The 16,982-nt window shown below is 73.5% G+C and carries 15 protein-coding genes; 8 read left to right on the top strand and 7 right to left on the bottom strand.

The genetic code is table 11. The features are described from left to right. Positions 1-65: 65 nt before the first annotated feature. Positions 66-2,171 (top strand): transglycosylase domain-containing protein, encoded by a 2,106-nt coding sequence (locus L2C96_RS07775; RefSeq protein WP_237335679.1) that lies wholly within the window; start codon positions 66-68, stop codon positions 2,169-2,171. Between the two features lie 50 nt (positions 2,172-2,221). On the opposite strand, the gene L2C96_RS44390 is transcribed toward L2C96_RS07775, so the two are convergent. After that, positions 2,222-2,353, bottom strand: coding sequence for a hypothetical protein (locus L2C96_RS44390; RefSeq protein ID WP_272882178.1), 132 nt, complete (start codon positions 2,351-2,353; stop codon positions 2,222-2,224). A 75-nt stretch (positions 2,354-2,428) separates the two neighbouring features. On the opposite strand from L2C96_RS44390, the gene L2C96_RS07770 reads away from it, so the two are divergent. From L2C96_RS07770 to L2C96_RS07755, 4 genes are read left to right on the top strand one after another with little or no spacing between them, the layout of a single operon-like run. Further along, positions 2,429-4,252 (top strand): serine/threonine protein kinase, encoded by a 1,824-nt coding sequence (locus L2C96_RS07770; RefSeq protein WP_237335678.1) that lies wholly within the window; start codon positions 2,429-2,431, stop codon positions 4,250-4,252. Further along, a complete protein-coding gene (locus L2C96_RS07765; protein WP_027936252.1) occupies positions 4,249-5,334 on the top strand; it encodes a GlnX family signal transduction membrane protein in 1,086 nt (361 codons plus the stop codon). The genes L2C96_RS07770 and L2C96_RS07765 overlap by 4 nt, the downstream gene beginning before the upstream one ends. Next, on the top strand, positions 5,331-6,590 hold the full coding sequence (locus tag L2C96_RS07760) for an ABC transporter substrate-binding protein (RefSeq protein WP_237335677.1): 1,260 nt from the start codon (positions 5,331-5,333) through the stop codon (positions 6,588-6,590). Before L2C96_RS07765 ends, L2C96_RS07760 begins: the two co-directional genes overlap by 4 nt. A gap of 13 nt (positions 6,591-6,603) precedes the next feature. After that, a complete protein-coding gene (locus L2C96_RS07755; protein ID WP_237335676.1) occupies positions 6,604-7,266 on the top strand; it encodes a YoaK family protein in 663 nt (220 codons plus the stop codon). On the opposite strand, the gene L2C96_RS07750 is transcribed toward L2C96_RS07755, so the two are convergent. Both L2C96_RS07750 and L2C96_RS07745 read right to left on the bottom strand, forming a co-directional pair. Then, positions 7,263-8,444 (bottom strand): phosphodiester glycosidase family protein, encoded by a 1,182-nt coding sequence (locus tag L2C96_RS07750; RefSeq protein WP_237335675.1) that lies wholly within the window; start codon positions 8,442-8,444, stop codon positions 7,263-7,265. The two genes, L2C96_RS07755 and L2C96_RS07750, sit on opposite strands and share 4 nt — an antisense overlap. Positions 8,445-8,499: 55 nt before the next feature. After that, positions 8,500-8,904, bottom strand: coding sequence for an SsgA family sporulation/cell division regulator (locus L2C96_RS07745; protein WP_020420693.1), 405 nt, complete (start codon positions 8,902-8,904; stop codon positions 8,500-8,502). Between the two features lie 130 nt (positions 8,905-9,034). Between L2C96_RS07745 and L2C96_RS07740 the strand changes: the two genes are divergently transcribed. Then, positions 9,035-10,813: a YibE/F family protein gene (locus L2C96_RS07740; protein ID WP_308191142.1), complete on the top strand. Its 1,779-nt coding sequence runs from the start codon at positions 9,035-9,037 to the stop codon at positions 10,811-10,813. 85 nt (positions 10,814-10,898) lie between these two features. Further along, positions 10,899-11,171, top strand: a complete 273-nt coding sequence (locus L2C96_RS07735; RefSeq protein WP_020420695.1) for a hypothetical protein — start codon at positions 10,899-10,901, stop codon at positions 11,169-11,171. Here the strand turns inward: L2C96_RS07735 and L2C96_RS07730 are convergent. Then, positions 11,128-11,781, bottom strand: coding sequence for a hypothetical protein (locus tag L2C96_RS07730; RefSeq protein ID WP_237335674.1), 654 nt, complete (start codon positions 11,779-11,781; stop codon positions 11,128-11,130). The two genes, L2C96_RS07735 and L2C96_RS07730, sit on opposite strands and share 44 nt — an antisense overlap. After that, positions 11,778-12,401, bottom strand: coding sequence for an MBL fold metallo-hydrolase (locus L2C96_RS07725; RefSeq protein WP_237335673.1), 624 nt, complete (start codon positions 12,399-12,401; stop codon positions 11,778-11,780). Before L2C96_RS07725 ends, L2C96_RS07730 begins: the two co-directional genes overlap by 4 nt. Positions 12,402-12,546: 145 nt before the next feature. On the opposite strand from L2C96_RS07725, the gene L2C96_RS07720 reads away from it, so the two are divergent. Then, a complete protein-coding gene (locus tag L2C96_RS07720) occupies positions 12,547-13,395 on the top strand; it encodes a peptidylprolyl isomerase (protein WP_237335672.1) in 849 nt (282 codons plus the stop codon). Between the two features lie 52 nt (positions 13,396-13,447). On the opposite strand, the gene L2C96_RS07715 is transcribed toward L2C96_RS07720, so the two are convergent. Both L2C96_RS07715 and L2C96_RS07710 read right to left on the bottom strand, forming a co-directional pair. Further along, positions 13,448-14,221, bottom strand: a complete 774-nt coding sequence (locus tag L2C96_RS07715) for an enoyl-CoA hydratase-related protein (RefSeq protein WP_237335671.1) — start codon at positions 14,219-14,221, stop codon at positions 13,448-13,450. A 376-nt stretch (positions 14,222-14,597) separates the two neighbouring features. Beyond that, positions 14,598-16,928, bottom strand: coding sequence for a RelA/SpoT family protein (locus tag L2C96_RS07710; protein ID WP_020420701.1), 2,331 nt, complete (start codon positions 16,926-16,928; stop codon positions 14,598-14,600). Positions 16,929-16,982: the final 54 nt, after the last annotated feature.

Here is a 16,982-nt window from a genome sequence, read left to right as displayed (position 1 = left end):
CTACACAAGGTAAAGACGATTCCGGCAACCGGGCCTTCACGGCGGCCCGGTTACCCTCGCCTCCCGTGCGCCCGTCTCGTGCCCTCCCCCGGTTCCTCGCCTTCTGCGCCGTCGCGGGTGTTCTCGTCGCCGGGGTCGTCGCGCCCGTCGCCCTGGGCGCGGGTGTGCTGTCCAATCAGGTCGCCGACGCGGTGGACGGGATCTCCGCGACGCTCGCGAACAGCGAGCAGCCGCTGGTGACCACAGTGACCGACCGCGACGGCACCCCGATCGCGACGTTGTTCGACCAGTACCGGCTCCCGGTCACCGCGGACGGGATCGCACCGGCGATGAAGGCCGCGATCGTGTCGATCGAGGACCGCCGCTTCTACGACGAGGGCGGCGTCGACGTGAAGGGCATGGTGCGCGCCGCGCTGCACGACTCCTCCGGCGGCAGCACGCAGGGCGGGTCGACGATCACCCAGCAGTACGTCAAGAACTACCTCATCAACGTCGTCGACCGGAACGACCGGGCGGCGCAGCTGGCCGACCAGGCCGACACGATCGCCCGCAAGCTGCGCGAGGCCAAGATCGCCGTCCAGCTCGGACAGACGGTGTCCAAGGAGGACATCCTGACCGGCTACCTGGACGTGGTGGAGTTCACCGGCAACGTATACGGGGTGGGGGCCGCCGCGCACGCCTACTTCGGCACCACGCCGGACAAGCTGACCGTGCCGCAGGCCGCGCTGCTCGCCGGGATGGTGAACAACCCCAACCTCTACAACCCCTACACCCACCCGGACCAGGCCCTGCGGCGGCGCAACCTGGTGATCGACGCGATGGTCAGCACGAAGACCCTCACCCCGGCCGACGGCGCCACCGCGAAGGCCGCGCCGCTCGGCGTCCTGCCGGACGGCCCGGACATCCCGTCCAGCACCTGCTTCGGCGCGGCGCCGGACGCCGGGTTCTTCTGCCAGTACGCGGAGAGCTACCTCATCCAGGCCGGGTTCACCGCCGACCAGCTGGAGACCGGCGGGTACACGATCCGCACGACGCTGGACCCGGTGGTGAGCCGGATCGCGAAGGACGCCGTGGACGCCAACGTGCCGACCAGGCAGGACGGCGTGGCGAACACGTTCGCGGTCGTCCGGCCCGGCCAGGCCGGCCACGAGGTGCTCGCGATGGTCGCCAACCGGAACTACGGCACCGACCCGGCGCGGGGCGAGACGTCGACCAACATCGTGGCCGGGGCGAGCAACGTGTTCGGCGCCGGCTCGTCGTTCAAGATCTTCACCTCGGCCGCGGCGCTGGAGAGCGGGAAGGCGGGCCTGGACACCCCGCTGCCCAACCAGGCCGGCCAGTGCTTCACCCAGCCCGGCGCGAACCGGTACACGCAGCCGTACTGCGTGCAGAACGACGGGGTGGGCTACCCGGACCCGATCTCGCTGCGGGACGGGCTGGCCACCTCGCCCAACGTCGCCTTCGTCAACCTGGAGCAGCAGGTCGGCATGCCGGCCGTGCTGGACATGGCGCGGCGGCTGGGCCTGCGAAACACGCTGGCGACGAACGACGCGGGCGCCAAGCCCGACCCGTCGTCGTCGAACCCGCAGTACAGCCAGCCGCAGTCGCAGTACTTCCAGGACAAGCTGTCGTTCACGCTCGGCAACAGCCCGGTGAGCCCGCTGGAGATGGCGAACGTGTCGGCGACGCTGATGAGCGGCGGCACGTGGTGCCCGCCCAACCCCGTGCTGTCGGTCACCGACCGGTACGGGCACGATGTGCCGGTGCGGCAGCAGGCTTGCGAGCAGGTGGTGCCGCCGGGGCTGGCGGACTCGCTGCTGAACGGGCTGAGCCAGGACACCGTGTCGGGCACCTCCGCGGCGGCGGCTTCGGCGGCCGGCTGGCACCACGCGGACTTCGGCAAGACGGGCACGACGCAGCAGAGCGAGTCGGTCGCGTTCGTCGGCGGGGTCGACGACTACGCCGTGTCGTCCATGGTCTTCGCCGACGGCCCTCACCCGGCCGAGATCTGCCCCGGCACGCCGGTGCACCTGGGCTCGTGCGGACACGGCGCGTTCGGCGGCACGGTGGCGGCGCCGCCGTACTTCCGCGCCATGAACCAGATCCTGGGCAGCCGCCCGGACATCCCGATCCCGGCCGCCGATCCGGCGTACCTGCAGGCCCGCTCGTAGCCGGCGCGGGAGGCCGATCGTCCGGCCTCCCGCTTCCCCGCCGAGCGTGATCACTGGTCAGCCCGCGGGGTCTGGCTCAGCAACCCGTCGTCGGCCATGGCGGTCCCCGTGCCCGGTCCGCCGACGAGCAGCGTCGTGTCGAGCCGCCCGGTGACCGCCGCCGGCCGCCGGGCCCCGGTCAACCTCCTTCGCATCGTGGCGGACAGGCCTGGACACAACCTAGCCACGCACCGGGGCCGTGTCGTAACCTCGCGTAAGTGGGCTTCGCGGAGGAGGCGCCGTCCGGCGGCAGGCTCGAGCCGGGTGAGCTGGTCGCCGGGCAGTACGAGGTCGACAGATGCTTCGCCCGCGGTGCGTTCGGCTTCGTCTACCTCGCCCGCGACCGCAACCTGCAGGGCAAGCAGGTGGTGCTCAAGGGCCTGACCCGCCCGCACGACACGGCCGCGATCAAGCTCGCCGCGCACGAGAGCCGCGTCCTCACCGCGCTCGAACACCCCAGCATCGTGCGGATCTTCAACGTCGTCACCCACCGCGGCCTCAGCTACCTGGTGATGGACCACGTCGACGGGCCGACCCTGCGCAGCGTGCGCGACGCGGGCGGGCTGACGATCGCCGACGCGCTCGCCTGCGCCGTCGACGTGCTGGGCGCGCTGGGCTACCTGCACCGGCAGGGCCTGCTGTACTGCGACATGAAGCCGGACAACGTGATCCGCGCCGGCGAGTCGGTCAAACTGGTCGACTTCGGCGCGATCCGCCGCACCGGCGACCGGGAGAGCCCGGTCCTGGGCACCCCGCCGTACCTGGTCGGCCACACCGAGATTCGCGAGCACGGGCTGACCGAGCGGGCCGACATCCACGCCGTCGGCGTCATGCTGGACGAACTCGTCGAGTGCGACGCGGGCGAACCGGGCGCGGAGTCCTTCCGCCGCCTGGTCGCCCGCGCGACCGCGGACTTCGACCGGCGCTTCGCCGACGTGCCGGAGATGCTGAACCAGGTGCACGGCGTGCTGCGCGAGGTGCGCTGCCTCGCCGACGGCAGACCGCGGCCCGCCCGCTCGGCGGTGTTCGCCGAATCCGCGGCGCTGCTGGACGACGGGCTCAGCCTGGCCCCGCCGCTGGCCGCGTGGACCGGCGACGGCGGCGGCGCACTTGCCGACGGGCGGCCCTCCCCCGCGGACGTGGCGGCAGGCCTGCCCGTGCCGTTCCCCGACCCGGCCGATCCGCGGACCCCGCTGCTGCACAGCGTGCGGGCGCCGGACCCACGGCGGTTGCTCACCAAGCTCGCGAGCGTCCCGGCGTCGGTCGAGGTGGACTTCCACCGGGCCCGCGCGAACCTGGAGGCGGGCGACCTGGCCGCGGCCGGGCACTGCCTGCGGTCGGCGGAGCGGCAGCTGGGCTGGCGGGCGCACCACGACTGGCGGGCGAGCTGGCACCGCGGGCTCCTCGCCCTGGCCGAGGGCCGGGTGGGCGCGGCTGCCGAGCTGTTCGACGACGTCTACCGATCCGTGCCTGGTGAGCCGGCGCCGAAGCTGGCGCTCGGGTTCTGCGCCGAGCACCTGTCGCGGCCGGACACCGCGGCCCGGCTCTACGAGGCGGTGTGGGCGTGCGACCGGTCGCACGCCGGTGCCGCGTTCGGGCTCGCCCGCATCCGGCTGCGGGCCGGGGAGCGCGGCGCCGCGGTCGCGATCCTCGACGAGGTGCCGGAGATCTCGCTGCACCGGCACGGCGCCGCGGTCGCCGCGGTCCGGATCCTCGCCGGTCACCTGCCCGGCGGCGGGCGCCCGTCGGCCGGTGACCTCGCCGCGGCCGCGGACCGGGTGCACACCCTGACCCTGGACAGCGAGGAGTCGTGGCTGCGGCTGGCCACCGCCGTGCTGGAGAGCGCTTTCTCGTTCGTGCTCGACCACGGCGACGGGTCGCTGCCGCCGGGTCCGGTGCTCGGCGATCCGGTGTCGGAGAAGGGTTTGCGGGACCGGCTCGAACGGTCCTACCGGGAGCTGTCGCGCCAGGCCCGCACCGCCGGCGAGCACGGCGTGCTGATCGACCGGGCCAACGCCGTGCGGGCGAGGTCCCTGTGGTGAGCACGACCCGGCGCACCCTGGTCCGGCTGCGGCTGGCGCTGCTGGTGACCACCGCGGCGGTGCTGGTCACCGGGTTCGCCACGGTGCGCGGCGTGCAGTCGGCGGCGGAGACCGTGCGGGACCGGACCGCGCAGGCGGTCGTCGAGGTCGCGGCGGCGAAGTCGGCGCTGATCCGCGCGGACCGGGCGGCCGTGCGCAGCTTCTCCTCCGGCGAGGTCCGCCTCGCCGGAGCGGGCACCGAGTACGCCACGCAGACCGCGCTGGCGAGCCAGAGCCTCACCCGCGCCGCCGAGCTGAACGAGGCCGGGGACGCGGGCAGCCAGATCCTGCGGCTGGTCGAGGGGCTGCTCGCCGCCTACCGGGCGGCGGTCGCGCAGGCCGACGCGCACTACCGGCAGGGCGGCGGCGAGGTCGTCGGCACGGCCGACCTGTGGGACGCCTCGTCGCAGCTGCTGCGCTCCCCCGACGGCGTGCTGAAACAGCTCGACGACCTGCGGTCGGTGCAGGAGCAGGCGCTGGCGCGGCAGCTGACGACCGGCTGGCTGCACCCGGCGACGCCCGCGCTGTGGGCGGTGCCGGTCGCGTTGCTGCTCGCGCTGCTCTGCGTCACGCAGCTGTACCTGGGGAAGCGCTTCCAGCGGCTGCTGAACCCGCAGTTGCTGGCGGCGACGTTGCTGCTGCTCGGGTTGTGCGCCAGCATGATGTTCACGCTCGTCGCGGCGCATCGGCTGGCGACCGCGCAGGACCGGCTGACCGGCGTGCTGGCCGGGTGGGACCGGCGGATGGCGCTGACCGACGCCGACGGCCAGGACAAGCTGATCCGGCTGGTCACCGCGCACTGCCGGGCCGGGGACTGCGGCCTCACGGTGGCCGCCGCCGGCCCGGCGCCGACGAGCGTGGCGGGGGCCATCCCGGACGAGGCGACCACCGCCGCGGGCACCCGGGACGTCAACGACCGGCTGGAGGCGGCCGCCGCGAGCAACCAGCTGCCGCTCGTGGTGCCCGCGGTGACGCTGGCGATCGCCGTGCTCGCCGGGTGGGGGCTGCACGCCCGGCTCGACGAATACCGGTTCCGCTCATGAGGGGCCTCGCCGGGGTGCTGCTCCTGGTCGCCGCGTGCCTGACCGGCTGCGGCGCCGGGGCGGGCACGCGCACACTCACCGTGCTCGCGTCGTGGACCGGCGCGGAGGGCGCCGCGTTCGAGCAGGTGCTGGCCGGGTTCACCGCGCAGACCGGGATCCGGGTGCGCTACCAGGGCACCCGCGCGGTGTCGCAGGTCCTCGCCTCGGACGTGCAGAACGGCAACCCGCCGGACATCGCGGTCGTGCCCAACCCGGGCGAGCTCGTCACCTACGTGCGCTCGCACAACCTGTACTCGCTGGACGACGTGCTCGGTGCGCCGCCCGCGGAGATCTACGGTCCACAGTGGCTCCAGCTGCAGGTGGCCGGGCAGGCGCACCTGTACGGGATCGCGGTGAAGGTGGACCTGAAGAGCATCGTGTGGTTCAACCCGGCCCTGCACGGCCTGGCGCAGCCGTCCACTTGGGACGAGTTCGCCGCGGCGACCGGCGCGCGACCCTGGTGCCTCGGGCTGAGCGCGCCGCCGGTGTCCGGGTGGCCGGGCACCGACTGGGTCGAGGACGTGCTGCTGCACCAGGCCGGCCCGGACGTGTACCGGCAGTGGGCGGCCGGGCAGCTGGCGTGGACGGCGCCCGCGGTGCGGCGGGCGTGGCAGACGTGGGGCGCGATGATGGCGGGCACCGTCGGGGACAACCCGGGACGGGTGCTGCTGACCGACTTCGCCGACGCCGGAAAGGGAATGCTGGCGTCGCCGCAGAGCTGCGCGTACGAGCACAACGGGTCGTTCATGCTCGCGCGGTACCCGGACGCCGGGCGCGGCCTGGACTTCGTGGCCGTCCCGCCGGCAGGCCCGGACGTGGCGCCGGGGACCTACGAGGTGTCGGCCGACCTGGCCGGCATGTTCACCGACACGCCGGCGTCGCGGGCGCTGATCCGGTACCTCGCCTCCCCGGCGGCGCAGGAGATCTGGCCGCGGGTCAGCGGCGGGAGCGCGTTCTCCGCGACGCGCTCGGTGGACCTGCGCGTCTACGACGGCAACCCGGCGGCCCGCAAGGTCGCCGAGGCGCTCCGCTCGGGCGGTACGCTCTGCTTCGACGCGTCGGACCTGATGCCGGCGACCATGGCCAACGCCTTCTACCGGGCGGCGCTGGAGTACCTCGACGACCCCGGCAGGCTGGAGACGCTGCTGGAGCAGCTGGACCGCATCCGGCTGGGCGTGCCGCCGCAGGAGTGGCTGTCCGTCCCGTGTGGACGATGAGAGGGGAGGCGTGGTGCGCGGGCTGGTGAACCACGAACCGGTGCCGGTGGCGCTCGGGGCGCTGACCGTCCTCAGCGGCCTGATCGACGCGGTCAGCTTCCTGGCCCTGGGCAGGGTCTTCACCGCCAACATGACCGGCAACCTGGTGTTCCTCGGTTTCGCGGCGGCCGGGGAGCCCGGTTTCGACGTCGCGGCGGCGGTGACCGCGCTCGTCGCGTTCGTGGCCGGCGCCGCGGGCGCCGCGTGGCTGGCGTCCTCGATCGCCGCGCCGCACCCGGCGTTCCTCGGCGCCCTCGCGGTGGAGGCGGCCCTGACCGCAGTCGCGGCGGCCGGGGCGTTCGCCGGTGCCCGCTACCTCGCCGCCGCCGCGCTGGCACTGGCGATGGGCGTCCGCAACGGCACGGTGAACCGGCTGGCGGTGCCGGACATGACGACCACCGTGGTCACCCGCACGCTGGCCGCTCTCGTCGGCGACCTCGCGGACCGTTCCGCCGGTCGCGGCGCCACCACCCGGCGCCTGGTGTCGGTGGCCGGCCTGGTCGCGGGTGCGGTGGCCGGGGCGTTCCTGGTCCGCCACCTCGGCGCCGGGTGGGTGCTCGTCGTCATCTGCGGGGCGCAGGTCCTCGTCGCCGCCGGGCACCACGCCCACGTGGTGCTGCGCCGCCGCGCCGGTTAACGGACGAACACGCCGATCCCGTTGGCGACCGCGCGTTCCGCGCCGTCCGAGGGCGTGTTGCGCACCGTCACCGGGGCGCCGCGACCGGCGGTCACCAGGGTCGTCGACCCGCCACCGTCGAGGTTCACCGCCTCGCTCGCGCCCAGCGACGCCAGCAGCGCCGCGACCTCGCCGACGCCCATCCCGGTGCTGGCGGCGCTGCGGCCGTCGACCGCGAGCAGGTACAGCGTCCGCCCGTCCGCGCTCGCCCCGGCCGCCGTGCGCGGCGCGAGCGAGGCGTCCAGCCCGGGCAGCGCGGCCCCTTCGTCCAGGATGGGGAACCCGCCGACCGCGAACTCGAACGGCGGCACGCCCCGCGCGACGAGCCGGTCGGTCACCAGCACCCGGTCGCCCACCCGGAGCCCGGCCAGCTCGGTCGCCCCGCGCTCGCGGCCGAGCAGCACGACGCTGCCGGGTTCGATCGGCCCGGCGCCCGCGCCCGCGGACTCGGCGACCACGACCCCGTGCCGCACCACGACCTCCTCGACCTGCGAGGTGCACGGCGCCGAGCGGCTGGTGTCGGTGCCGCAGGCCGCGCGGGCCCGGGACATCGAGCCCCATTCCGGGGTGTAGACGCCGATGCCGTCCACCGGCAGCGCGTACTGGTTGAGCCCTTCCAGGTCGAACTCGCCCGCCCGGGAGCGCAGCGTGCCCGCGAACTCCAGCCGCGCGGTGCGCAACCGGTGGTCGGCGCCGAAGCCGAACACGTCGCTGGTGGTGACGCCGGACGGCATCGCGGGACCGAACCGCTGCCCGTCCGGCACGGCGTACTTGAGGTCGTCGCCGTCGGCGATCTCCGGCCCGACCGAGGACCCGGTGGGGGTGATCCCGGCGTGGGTCTCGCTGATGTTGAAGAAGTCGCCGTTGATCCCCGCGACCGCGTGCTGCGCGGTGACCAGGGCGGAGACGGTGGCCCGCTCGGCGACCGACGCCGGGTGCAGCAGGTCGACGTCCACGCGCGGATCGGTCAGGTCGGCCGTGACGAGGTGCGCGACGACCGGTCCGTGCGCGGTGGACAGGGTCAGGGTCCGGTAGGCGACACCGCGGGCGAGCGCGGTGTCGGCGACCGCCGCGGGAGCGGTGACGAGGAGGAGCAGGAGGGCGGCCACCGCCGCCGTGGCGCGCGTGAGCAGGCTCATCCGCGGAGTCGATCACGGCGTGGTGAACGCCGCGGGCCGCCGCGGGGAACGGCTCTCAGACCTTGGTGATCTCCGCGATGAACCCGTCCACGTCGACCAGGGCGCCCTCCGCGCCGAGCGGCACGAGTGTGTGGGTGGAGGCGATGAAGCGGGCCGCGCCTTCGCGGCTGAACTCGACGATCGCGTACCCGTCCGGCGACTCCAGCTCCATCATCAGCTGGTCCGGGCCTGCCGTCACGTCGGGCCGGATCCGCACGTCGCCCTCGCCAGCCGGCCCGTTCAGGCCCTCGACGAGCAGGTCGCGCGCGAAGCACCACTCGACCCAGCGGCCGCGGTCGGCGCGGAAGGACAGCGTGACGGCGTAGGGATCGGCGGTGGTGTAGCTCCACCGGGAGAAGACCGGGACGTCGTAGCCGTCCAGGCTGACGAACTGGTGTTCTTCGACCGTTTCGGCGTGCACGATGGGCCTCCTGTCCTCCTGCTGCTCTACGCCAGTAGGACGGAGCCACGCCGCCGTCGTTACGCGGTTTCGCGGAGGAATTTCACGACCCACCCGCTGGAGTGACACGGGCGGGCGGGACGATGGACCGGTGCAGCACGACGACGACCCCGCGGCGGAGACCGGTCCGATCCGCCGCGTCCCCGGGCCGCCTGCTGCCGACCCCCGCCGCGCACGCCGGACGCGCGGCTACACCGAACCCGGCGCCTCGGCCTGGCCCGCCGGGGATTCCCCGCGCACCGGCGGGCGTGCGGACGCGCAGCGTGGGCACGCCGCCGACCCGGCGAAAGCCGGGGAACCGCAGGACGGTGCCGTCCCCTCCGCCCCGAGGGCACGCCGCCCGGCGCACCGTCAGCAGCCCGCCGCGACGAGCGGCGGGGACCCCGACGGCACCACTCGCCGGTCCCGGCGCCTGGCCGCCGAGGCGGCCGCCGGCCGCGGGACACGTCGCACCAGTGAAGCGGCCCGCCAAGCCGATCCTCCCGAAGAGCGATCCGCCCGCGCAGCGCACCGCGCCCGGAGCGCGGACGGGCACCACCCCACCGCCGAGCCGGCACCAGACCACGCCGAACGCCCCCGCACCGGCGTGGCCGACGGCACCGCCGCCCCCACCCGCCGCCGCCGCGCCGCCGCGCCGCCCGCCACTCCACCCACCGGGCACGGCCACGGGCACGGCCACTCCCCCGCACCCCCGGCCTCCCGGCGCGTCAAGCTCCTCCTCATCTGGCTGCTCGCCCCCATCGCGGCCCTCACCGTCGCCGGGCTGCTGCTGCTCTACCCCTGGGGCCAGGACAAGCCTGCCTCGGCGATCTCCCAGGGCACCCCGGTCCACGGCACCATCACCACCGCCACCTCCGGCCCGTGCCTGGCCGCCGGTCAGGTGCAGGTCGGCGACCAGCCGGACGCCAAGCCCTGCCTCACCGCCACGATCGCCCTCACCGACGGCCCTGGCAGCGGCCACAGCGTCGAGCTGACCGTGCCCATCGAGCCGAGCACGCCGCGCTTCACCGCCGGCGACGACGTCGTGCTGGCCTACAACGGCGCGGACGCCGCCGACCCCTCCTCCTACCAGCTCGTCGACTTCCAGCGCGGCTTCCCGCTCGCGGTGCTCGCCGCGTTGTTCGCGGTCGCCGTGGTCGTCCTCGGGCGCTGGCACGGCGTGGCCGCCCTCGGCGCGCTGGTCCTCAGCTTCGTCGTGCTCGTGGCGTTCGTGCTGCCCGCGATCCTGGCCGGGGAGAACCCGCTGCTGGTCGCGATCGTGGGCGCCGGGCTGATCATGTTCATCGCCCTGTACCTGACCCACGGCCTGTCCGCCCGCACCTCGGTAGCGGTGCTGGGCACGCTGGTGAGCCTCGCGCTGATCGGCGCGCTGTCGGCGATCTTCTCCGCGGCCGCGTCGCTGACCGGCCTGGACGACAGCACCTCGACGCTCATCGCCGCCCTCGGTCACGGCATCGACGCGCGCGGCCTGCTGCTGGCCGGCATCGTCATCGGCGCGCTCGGCGTGCTCGACGACGTCACCGTCACCCAGACCAGCGCCGTGTGGGAGCTGCGCCGCGCCAACCCGTCACTGAGCTGGCGCGAGCTGTACTCCGCCGGGCTGCGCATCGGCCGCGACCACGTCGGTTCCGCGGTGAACACGCTGGTGATGGCGTACGCGGGCGCCGCGCTGCCGGTGATGCTGTACTCGTCGATCTCCGGCGTCGGGCTCGGCGCGATCCTCGGCTCGCAGGACATCGCGCAGGAGATCGTCCGGACTCTGGCGGGCAGCGTCGGCATCGTCGCGGCGGTGCCGGTCACCACCGTCCTCGCCGCGCTGATCGCCAGCCGCGAGCCCACCAGTCACATCAGCCACACCAGCGACCGCTAGCCACACGGGAGCACCCCGCCCTGGTCGCGGCCCCCGCGATGGGGTACGAAGGCCGGGCACAGTTCCCGTCCGGCGGGGAGGGGTCATGGTCGTTCACGCACTGCCGCGGCGCCTGACGAAAGCCGTGGCCCGCACGGTCACGAGCCTGCCGCGGATCGCCACCGCTCTCACCGAACTGCGCGACGCGGCCAAGCACCTGGAGCGGCTCGCCACCTTCGCCGCGGAGGAGCTGCCGGAGATCGTCTACCAGCTGGAAGGCATCCGCGAGCAGCTGTCCCGGATCGAGGACCGGCTCGGCGGCCGCAACGGCGAGATCACCCCAGCTGCGCGACGAACCGGCTCACGGCCTCCATCGTGAACCGCTGGGCGATCTTGCCCGATGGCGCCGCGGACGCCAGCTGGTAGAGCGGCCGGTCCGGCACGCCCGCGCCCCGCGCTTCGGCACGCAGCTGCGCGACCAGCAGCTCGGAAAACACCAGCCCGTTGGCCTCGATGTTGTTCGCCACCGCGTCGGCCAGCCGCCGCAGCGTGAGGATGGGCAGCTCGCGCCCGCCGGTGCCGGCGTAGACGGCCAGGTCGATCTTGACGACCTGGCCGCGCTGCCCGGAGTTGAACAGCAGGCTGACCGTGCGCGCGCCGCGCACGTCGGTCACCAGCAGGTCGATGCGCCGCGCCTGCGCCAGGTCCACCCGGCGGGTGCGCCATGTGCGCACCAGTACCGCCGTGCCCTCCAGCCACAGCTTGCGCCGCACGTTCCACAGCACCACGTACAGCAGCGGCAGCCCGACGATCGCCGCGGCGACCAGTCCGGCGACCTGCCCGCCGATCAGTCCCGCGATCCCGCCGAACGCGGCGGCCATGATCAGCACGCCCGCCAGGCCGGAGATCAGCCTGCGGCGCGTCAGCCCCGGGTCCTCCTGGTGCAGCGGCAGCCGCTGCGGTTCCACCGGCTTCTTCGGCTCGGTCACTTCTCCCCCCATCGCCGCACCGGGACGACGCTGCGCGCCCCGCTCAGGAACGGATTGCCGGCCCGTTCGCGGCCGATCGTCGTGGCCGGGCCGTGCCCGGGCAGCACCACCGTGTCGTCGGGCAGCGGCAGCAGCGCGTCGCGCAGCGACTCCCCCAGCCGCCGCTGGTCGCCGCGGCCGACCGAGCCGGCGAAGAGCGTGTCGCCGGTCAGAGCGAGCCGGCCGCCCTCCGGTGTGGTCACGCGGAACACCACCGAGCCGTCGGTGTGGCCGGGCACGAGGTCGACATCGATCGCCAGGCCGGCCAGCTCCAGCGGCGCGCCGGTGAGGTCGCGGACGTCCGCGGGCTGGTCGCCGTCGTGCAGGCCGCGGTCGGCGGGGTGGATCCACATCGGAACGTCGTGGGCCGCGGTGAGCGCCGCCGCGCCTCCGACGTGGTCGGAGTGGCCGTGGGTGGCGAGCACGGCCGCCGGGGTGAGGCGGTGCTCGGCGAGGGCCTCGGCGACGCGGGCCGCGGAGTCCTCACCCGGGTCGACCACCACACAGGCGGTGTCCGGGCCGGGCGCGAGCAGGTAGCAGTTGGCCCGCAGCGCGCCTGCCGGAAACCCGACGACGAGCACGAAAATCCACCTCCGCGTCGACCCGTCCACCCGTGCCCGGGATGCCCGGCACCCACCCTAACCGGGGCTGTACAGGGTCCTCACAGGCTGTGCCCATAGACTGCCGCCACCCGATCGGTGACGTCGAGTGGATTCTGGAGGGCAGGTGGCGACCAACCAGCAGCGCCGTGAGGCCGCGAAGCGCAAGCTCGAGCGGCAGATGGCCCGCCGGGCGGAGCAGGCGAAACGCCGGAAGATCGTCGGCGTCGGCGCGACCGTCGGCGCGGTGGTGGTGGTCGCCGGTCTGGTGGTGTTCTTCGCTACCCGCGGCGGCGACGGCGGCGACGCGGCGGCCTCCCCGACGACCTCGCCCTCGTCCGAGCTGAACATCCCGACGCAGCGCGCCGCGGTGCCGCAGCGGCCGACGCCGCTGGCGAACCCCGTGCAGTGCGAGTACCCGGCCACGCCGAGCGAGCCCGCCGCGAAGCCGAACAACCCGCCGCAGACCAAGGACATCCCGTCGACCGGGACGGTGAACGTCACGCTGAAGACCACCGCCGGTGACATCCCGCTGACGCTGGACCGCGCGCTCGCGCCGTGCACCGTGAACAGCTTCCTGAGCCTGGCGCAGCAGGGGTACTACACCGACACCGCGTGCGCGCGGCTGGGCACCGACGCGAGCCTGATGATGTTGCAGTGCGGTGACCCGACCGGCACCGGCAGTGGTGGTCCCGGCTATTCGTTCGCCGACGAGACGTTCCCCGAGCTGACCTACGGCCGCGGCCTGCTGGCGATGGCCAACGCGGGCCCGAACACCAACGGCAGCCAGTTCTTCATGGTGTACGGCCCGGCGGAGCTGAGCCCGGACTACACGGTGTTCGGTTCGATCGGCGACGCCGGCCTGGAGGTGCTCGACAAGGTGGCGCGCGCGGGCCACGACGGCAGCTTCGACCCGAGCCCGGGTGGCGGCAAGCCGAACATGGAGGTCAAGTTCACCGCGGTGACGATCGGCTGAGTTCGGTCGCCGAAGCGGCCTCCGTCCGGTTCGGACGGAGGCCGCTGTGCTGTCAGGAGGCGGTGAACTTCGGCGGGCGGCGGTCGAGGAAGGCGGCCACGCCCTCGGCGTAGTCCTCGCCGTGGATGGCGGCCGAGCGGATGTCCTCGACCTCGCTGTCGCTTTCGGACTGTCCGTCGAGGATCTTGCCGATGATCCGGTTCATGCCGCGGACCGAGGTCTGCGAGCGGGAGCAGAGGGTGGCCGCGAAGTCGGAGACGCCGGCGTCGAGGTCGGTGAACACGTCGTTGAGGAGGCCGATCTCCCGGGCGCGGGCGGCGTCGACGAGCTGGCCGGAGAGCAGGAAGTACCGCGCGTGGGCGGGCCCGATGAGGGACACCAGCTGGCGGGTGGAGCGGAAGTCGTAGACGATGCCGAGTTTCGCCGGGGTGATCCCGAAGCGCGCGGTGGCGTCGGCGAAGCGGAAGTCGCAGGCGACGGAGATCTGGCAGCCGCCGCCGATGCAGTTGCCGCGGATCTTCGCCACGGTCGGCTTGGTCATCCCGGCCAGCGCGGTGACCGCGCCCTCGACGACCCGGTCGTAGGCGGCGGCGCCGTCGGCGGTGGAGCGCAGGCTGCCGAACTCGGAGATGTCCGCCCCAGCGGAGAAGTCCGGCCCGGCGCCGGTCAGGACGAGCACCTTGAGCCCCGGATCCCCCTCCACGTCCGCGACGATGTCCGGGATGGCCGCCCACATGTCGTGGGAAATCGCGTTCTTCTTCTCCGGCCGCGCGAAGGTGAGGGTGGCCACTTCCCCGTCGCGCGCGAACTCCAGCCCAGCTGCCATGAGCCGACCCTAGAGGGCACGCCGGGGCGAGCGCCGTGAGCCACACCACCGCGACCGGCGATGGGTCTCACCCGGCCGGAGCAGTCCGCGGGACGTCGCCAACAATGTTCAACCGCTAGGTGAGCCGCCTCCCGATCCGGGATCGGGGTAGCCAGGACCTGCACGCACAACGGCGCAGTCTCGTGCGCGTCCACCCACGGCGGCGCGGGCGGCCGCGCCATCCACAGTGGAGCCCGCGTAGTCGCCACCAGCCACCTCATCGAGTCGGCGCAACCCACCGAGCGCAAGCTGCGGCGGCTGCGCGTTCCCTGGGCCACCGAGGAGGAAGCGTCGACGCTCGGTTTCGTCCTCACCCTCGGCTGAGGGCCCGGGCCGGCTAGGACGCCGACGTCACGCGGTACACGTCGTAGACGCCTTCCACTCCGCGCACCACCTTGAGCACGTGCCCGAGGTGCTTGGGGTCGCCCATCTCGAACGTGAACCGGCTGACGGCCACCCGGTCGCGCGACGTCTGCACCGACGCGGACAGGATGTTCACCTTCTCGTCGGCCAGCACCTTCGTCACGTCGGACAGCAGGCGGTGCCGGTCCAGGGCCTCGACCTGGATGGACACCAGGAAGACCGAGTTCGCGGACGGCGCCCACTCCACCTCGACCAGCCGCTCGGGCTGGGCGCGCAGGTCCTCGGCGTTCGTGCAGTCCGTGCGGTGCACACTGACGCCACCACCGCGGGTGACGAAACCCAGGATCTCGTCGCCGGGCACCGGGGTGCAGCAGCGCGCCAGCTTGGTCCACACGTCGGTGGCGTCCTTGACCACGACACCCACGTCGTTGGCCGCGCGGCGCCGGGTGACCGTGGACGGCGTCGACCGGGCCGCAAGCTCGTCCTCGGCCTCCTCGACGCCACCGATCAGCGCCACCAGCCGCTGCACGACGTGCTTCGCGCTGACGTGGCCCTCGCCGACCGCCGCGTACAGCGAGCTGATGTCCGGGTGGTGCAGCTCCGCGGCCAGCGCGCCCATCGCCTCCGCGGACACCAGGCGCTGCAACGGGAGGCCGACCTTGCGGACCTCCTTGGTGATCGCGTCCTTACCGGCGTCGATCGCCTCGTCGCGGCGTTCCTTGGCGAACCACTGGCGGATCTTGGCGCGCGCCTTGGGCGACTTGGCGAACGTCAGCCAGTCGCGGCTCGGCCCGGAGTTCTCCGCCTTCGAGGTGAAGATCTCGACGACGTCGCCGTTCTCCAGCTTGCGTTCCAGCGCCACGAGACGGCCGTTGACGCGCGCGCCGATGCACCGGTGCCCGACCTCGGTGTGCACCGCGTAGGCGAAGTCGACCGGCGTGCCGCCGACGGGCAGCGTCACCACGTCGCCCTTGGGCGTGAACACGAAGATCTCGCGGGCGGCGAGCTCGTAGCGCAGCGAGTCGAGGAACTCGCCCGGGTCCGCGGCTTCCCGCTGCCAGTCGAGCAGCTGCCGCATCCACGCCATCTCGTCGATGTCGACGGCGGTGCCGTGGTGGGTGCCCTTGGTTTCCTTGTACCGCCAGTGCGCCGCGATGCCGTACTCGGCCGTGTGGTGCATCTCGTAGGTGCGGATCTGCACCTCGAGCGGCTTGCCGTCGGGGCCGATCACCGTGGTGTGCAGCGACTGGTACACGCCGAACCGAGGCTGGGCGATGTAGTCCTTGAACCGGCCCGGCATCGGCTGCCACAGCGCGTGCACGACACCCATGGCCGCGTAGCAGTCGCGCACGTCCTCGACCAGGATGCGCACGCCCACCAGGTCGTGGATGTCGTCGAGGTCCCGGCCGCGGACGATCATCTTCTGGTGGATCGAGTAGTAGTGCTTGGGCCGCCCCTCGACCTTCGCGGTGATGCGGGAGCCGCCGAGCGCGCCGGTCAGCTCGTCGATCACCTTGCGCAGGTAGATGTCCCGCGACGGGGCCCGGTCGGCGACCAGGCGGACGATCTCGTCGTACTTCTTGGGCTGCAGGATCGCGAACGCGAGGTCCTCCAGCTCCCACTTGACCGTGGCCATGCCCAGCCGGTGCGCCAGCGGGGCCAGCACCTCCAGGGTCTCCTTGGCCTTGCGCACCTGCTTCTCCGGCGGCAGGAACCGCATGGTGCGCATGTTGTGCAGCCGGTCGGCGAGCTTGATCACCAGCACGCGCGGGTCGCGGGCCATCGCGATGACCATCTTGCGGATGGTCTCGGCCTCGGCCGCCGTGCCGAGCTTCACCTTGTCCAGCTTGGTGACGCCGTCGACGAGCTGGGCGACCTTGTCACCGAAGTCGGCGGTCAGCTGCTCCACCGAGTAGCCGGTGTCCTCGACCGTGTCGTGCAGCAGCGCGGCGACCAGCGTGGTGGTGTCCATGCCCAGCTCGGCGAGGATGGTCGCCACCGCGAGCGGGTGCGTGATGTACGGGTCGCCGGACTTGCGCCGCTGGTGGCGGTGCAGTTCCTCGGCGACGTCGTAGGCGCGCTGCAGGAGGCTCAGGTCGGCGTTCGGGTGCAGGTCGCGGTGGATCGCGGCGAGCGGCTCCAGCACCTGCTTGACCGGGGCGGCGCGCTGGGCGGTGATCCGCCGCGCGAGCCGGGCGCGGACGCGCCGCGTGGCGGACGGTGCCCTGGTGACGCCCTGCGGCTGCGTGCCGCGGTTGTCGGCGGTCTCCCGGGCGGGCGCCGGGCTTTCGAGCTCCTGGCTCAAGCCCACCTCCTGCTGATCGCGCGGCCTTCAGAGCACCAAGCGTAACCCCGGCGG

Source organism: Amycolatopsis tucumanensis, from assembly GCF_021654135.1.
GTDB classification, from domain to species: Bacteria; Actinomycetota; Actinomycetes; order Mycobacteriales; family Pseudonocardiaceae; genus Amycolatopsis_E; species Amycolatopsis_E tucumanensis.
The sequence above is the reverse complement of the archived record's forward strand: the minus strand, read 5'-3'. Positions and strand labels throughout refer to the sequence as shown.

Excerpts from the sequence above, each read along its gene's own strand:
- L2C96_RS07750 (WP_237335675.1), bottom strand. The coding sequence starts at position 8,444 with ATGAGCCTGCTCACGCGCGCCACGGCGGCGGTGGCCGCCCTCCTGCTC.
- L2C96_RS07735 (WP_020420695.1), top strand. The coding sequence starts at position 10,899 with ATGGTCGTTCACGCACTGCCGCGGCGCCTGACGAAAGCCGTGGCCCGC.
- L2C96_RS07760 (WP_237335677.1), top strand. The coding sequence starts at position 5,331 with ATGAGGGGCCTCGCCGGGGTGCTGCTCCTGGTCGCCGCGTGCCTGACC.
- L2C96_RS07715 (WP_237335671.1), bottom strand. The coding sequence starts at position 14,221 with ATGGCAGCTGGGCTGGAGTTCGCGCGCGACGGGGAAGTGGCCACCCTC.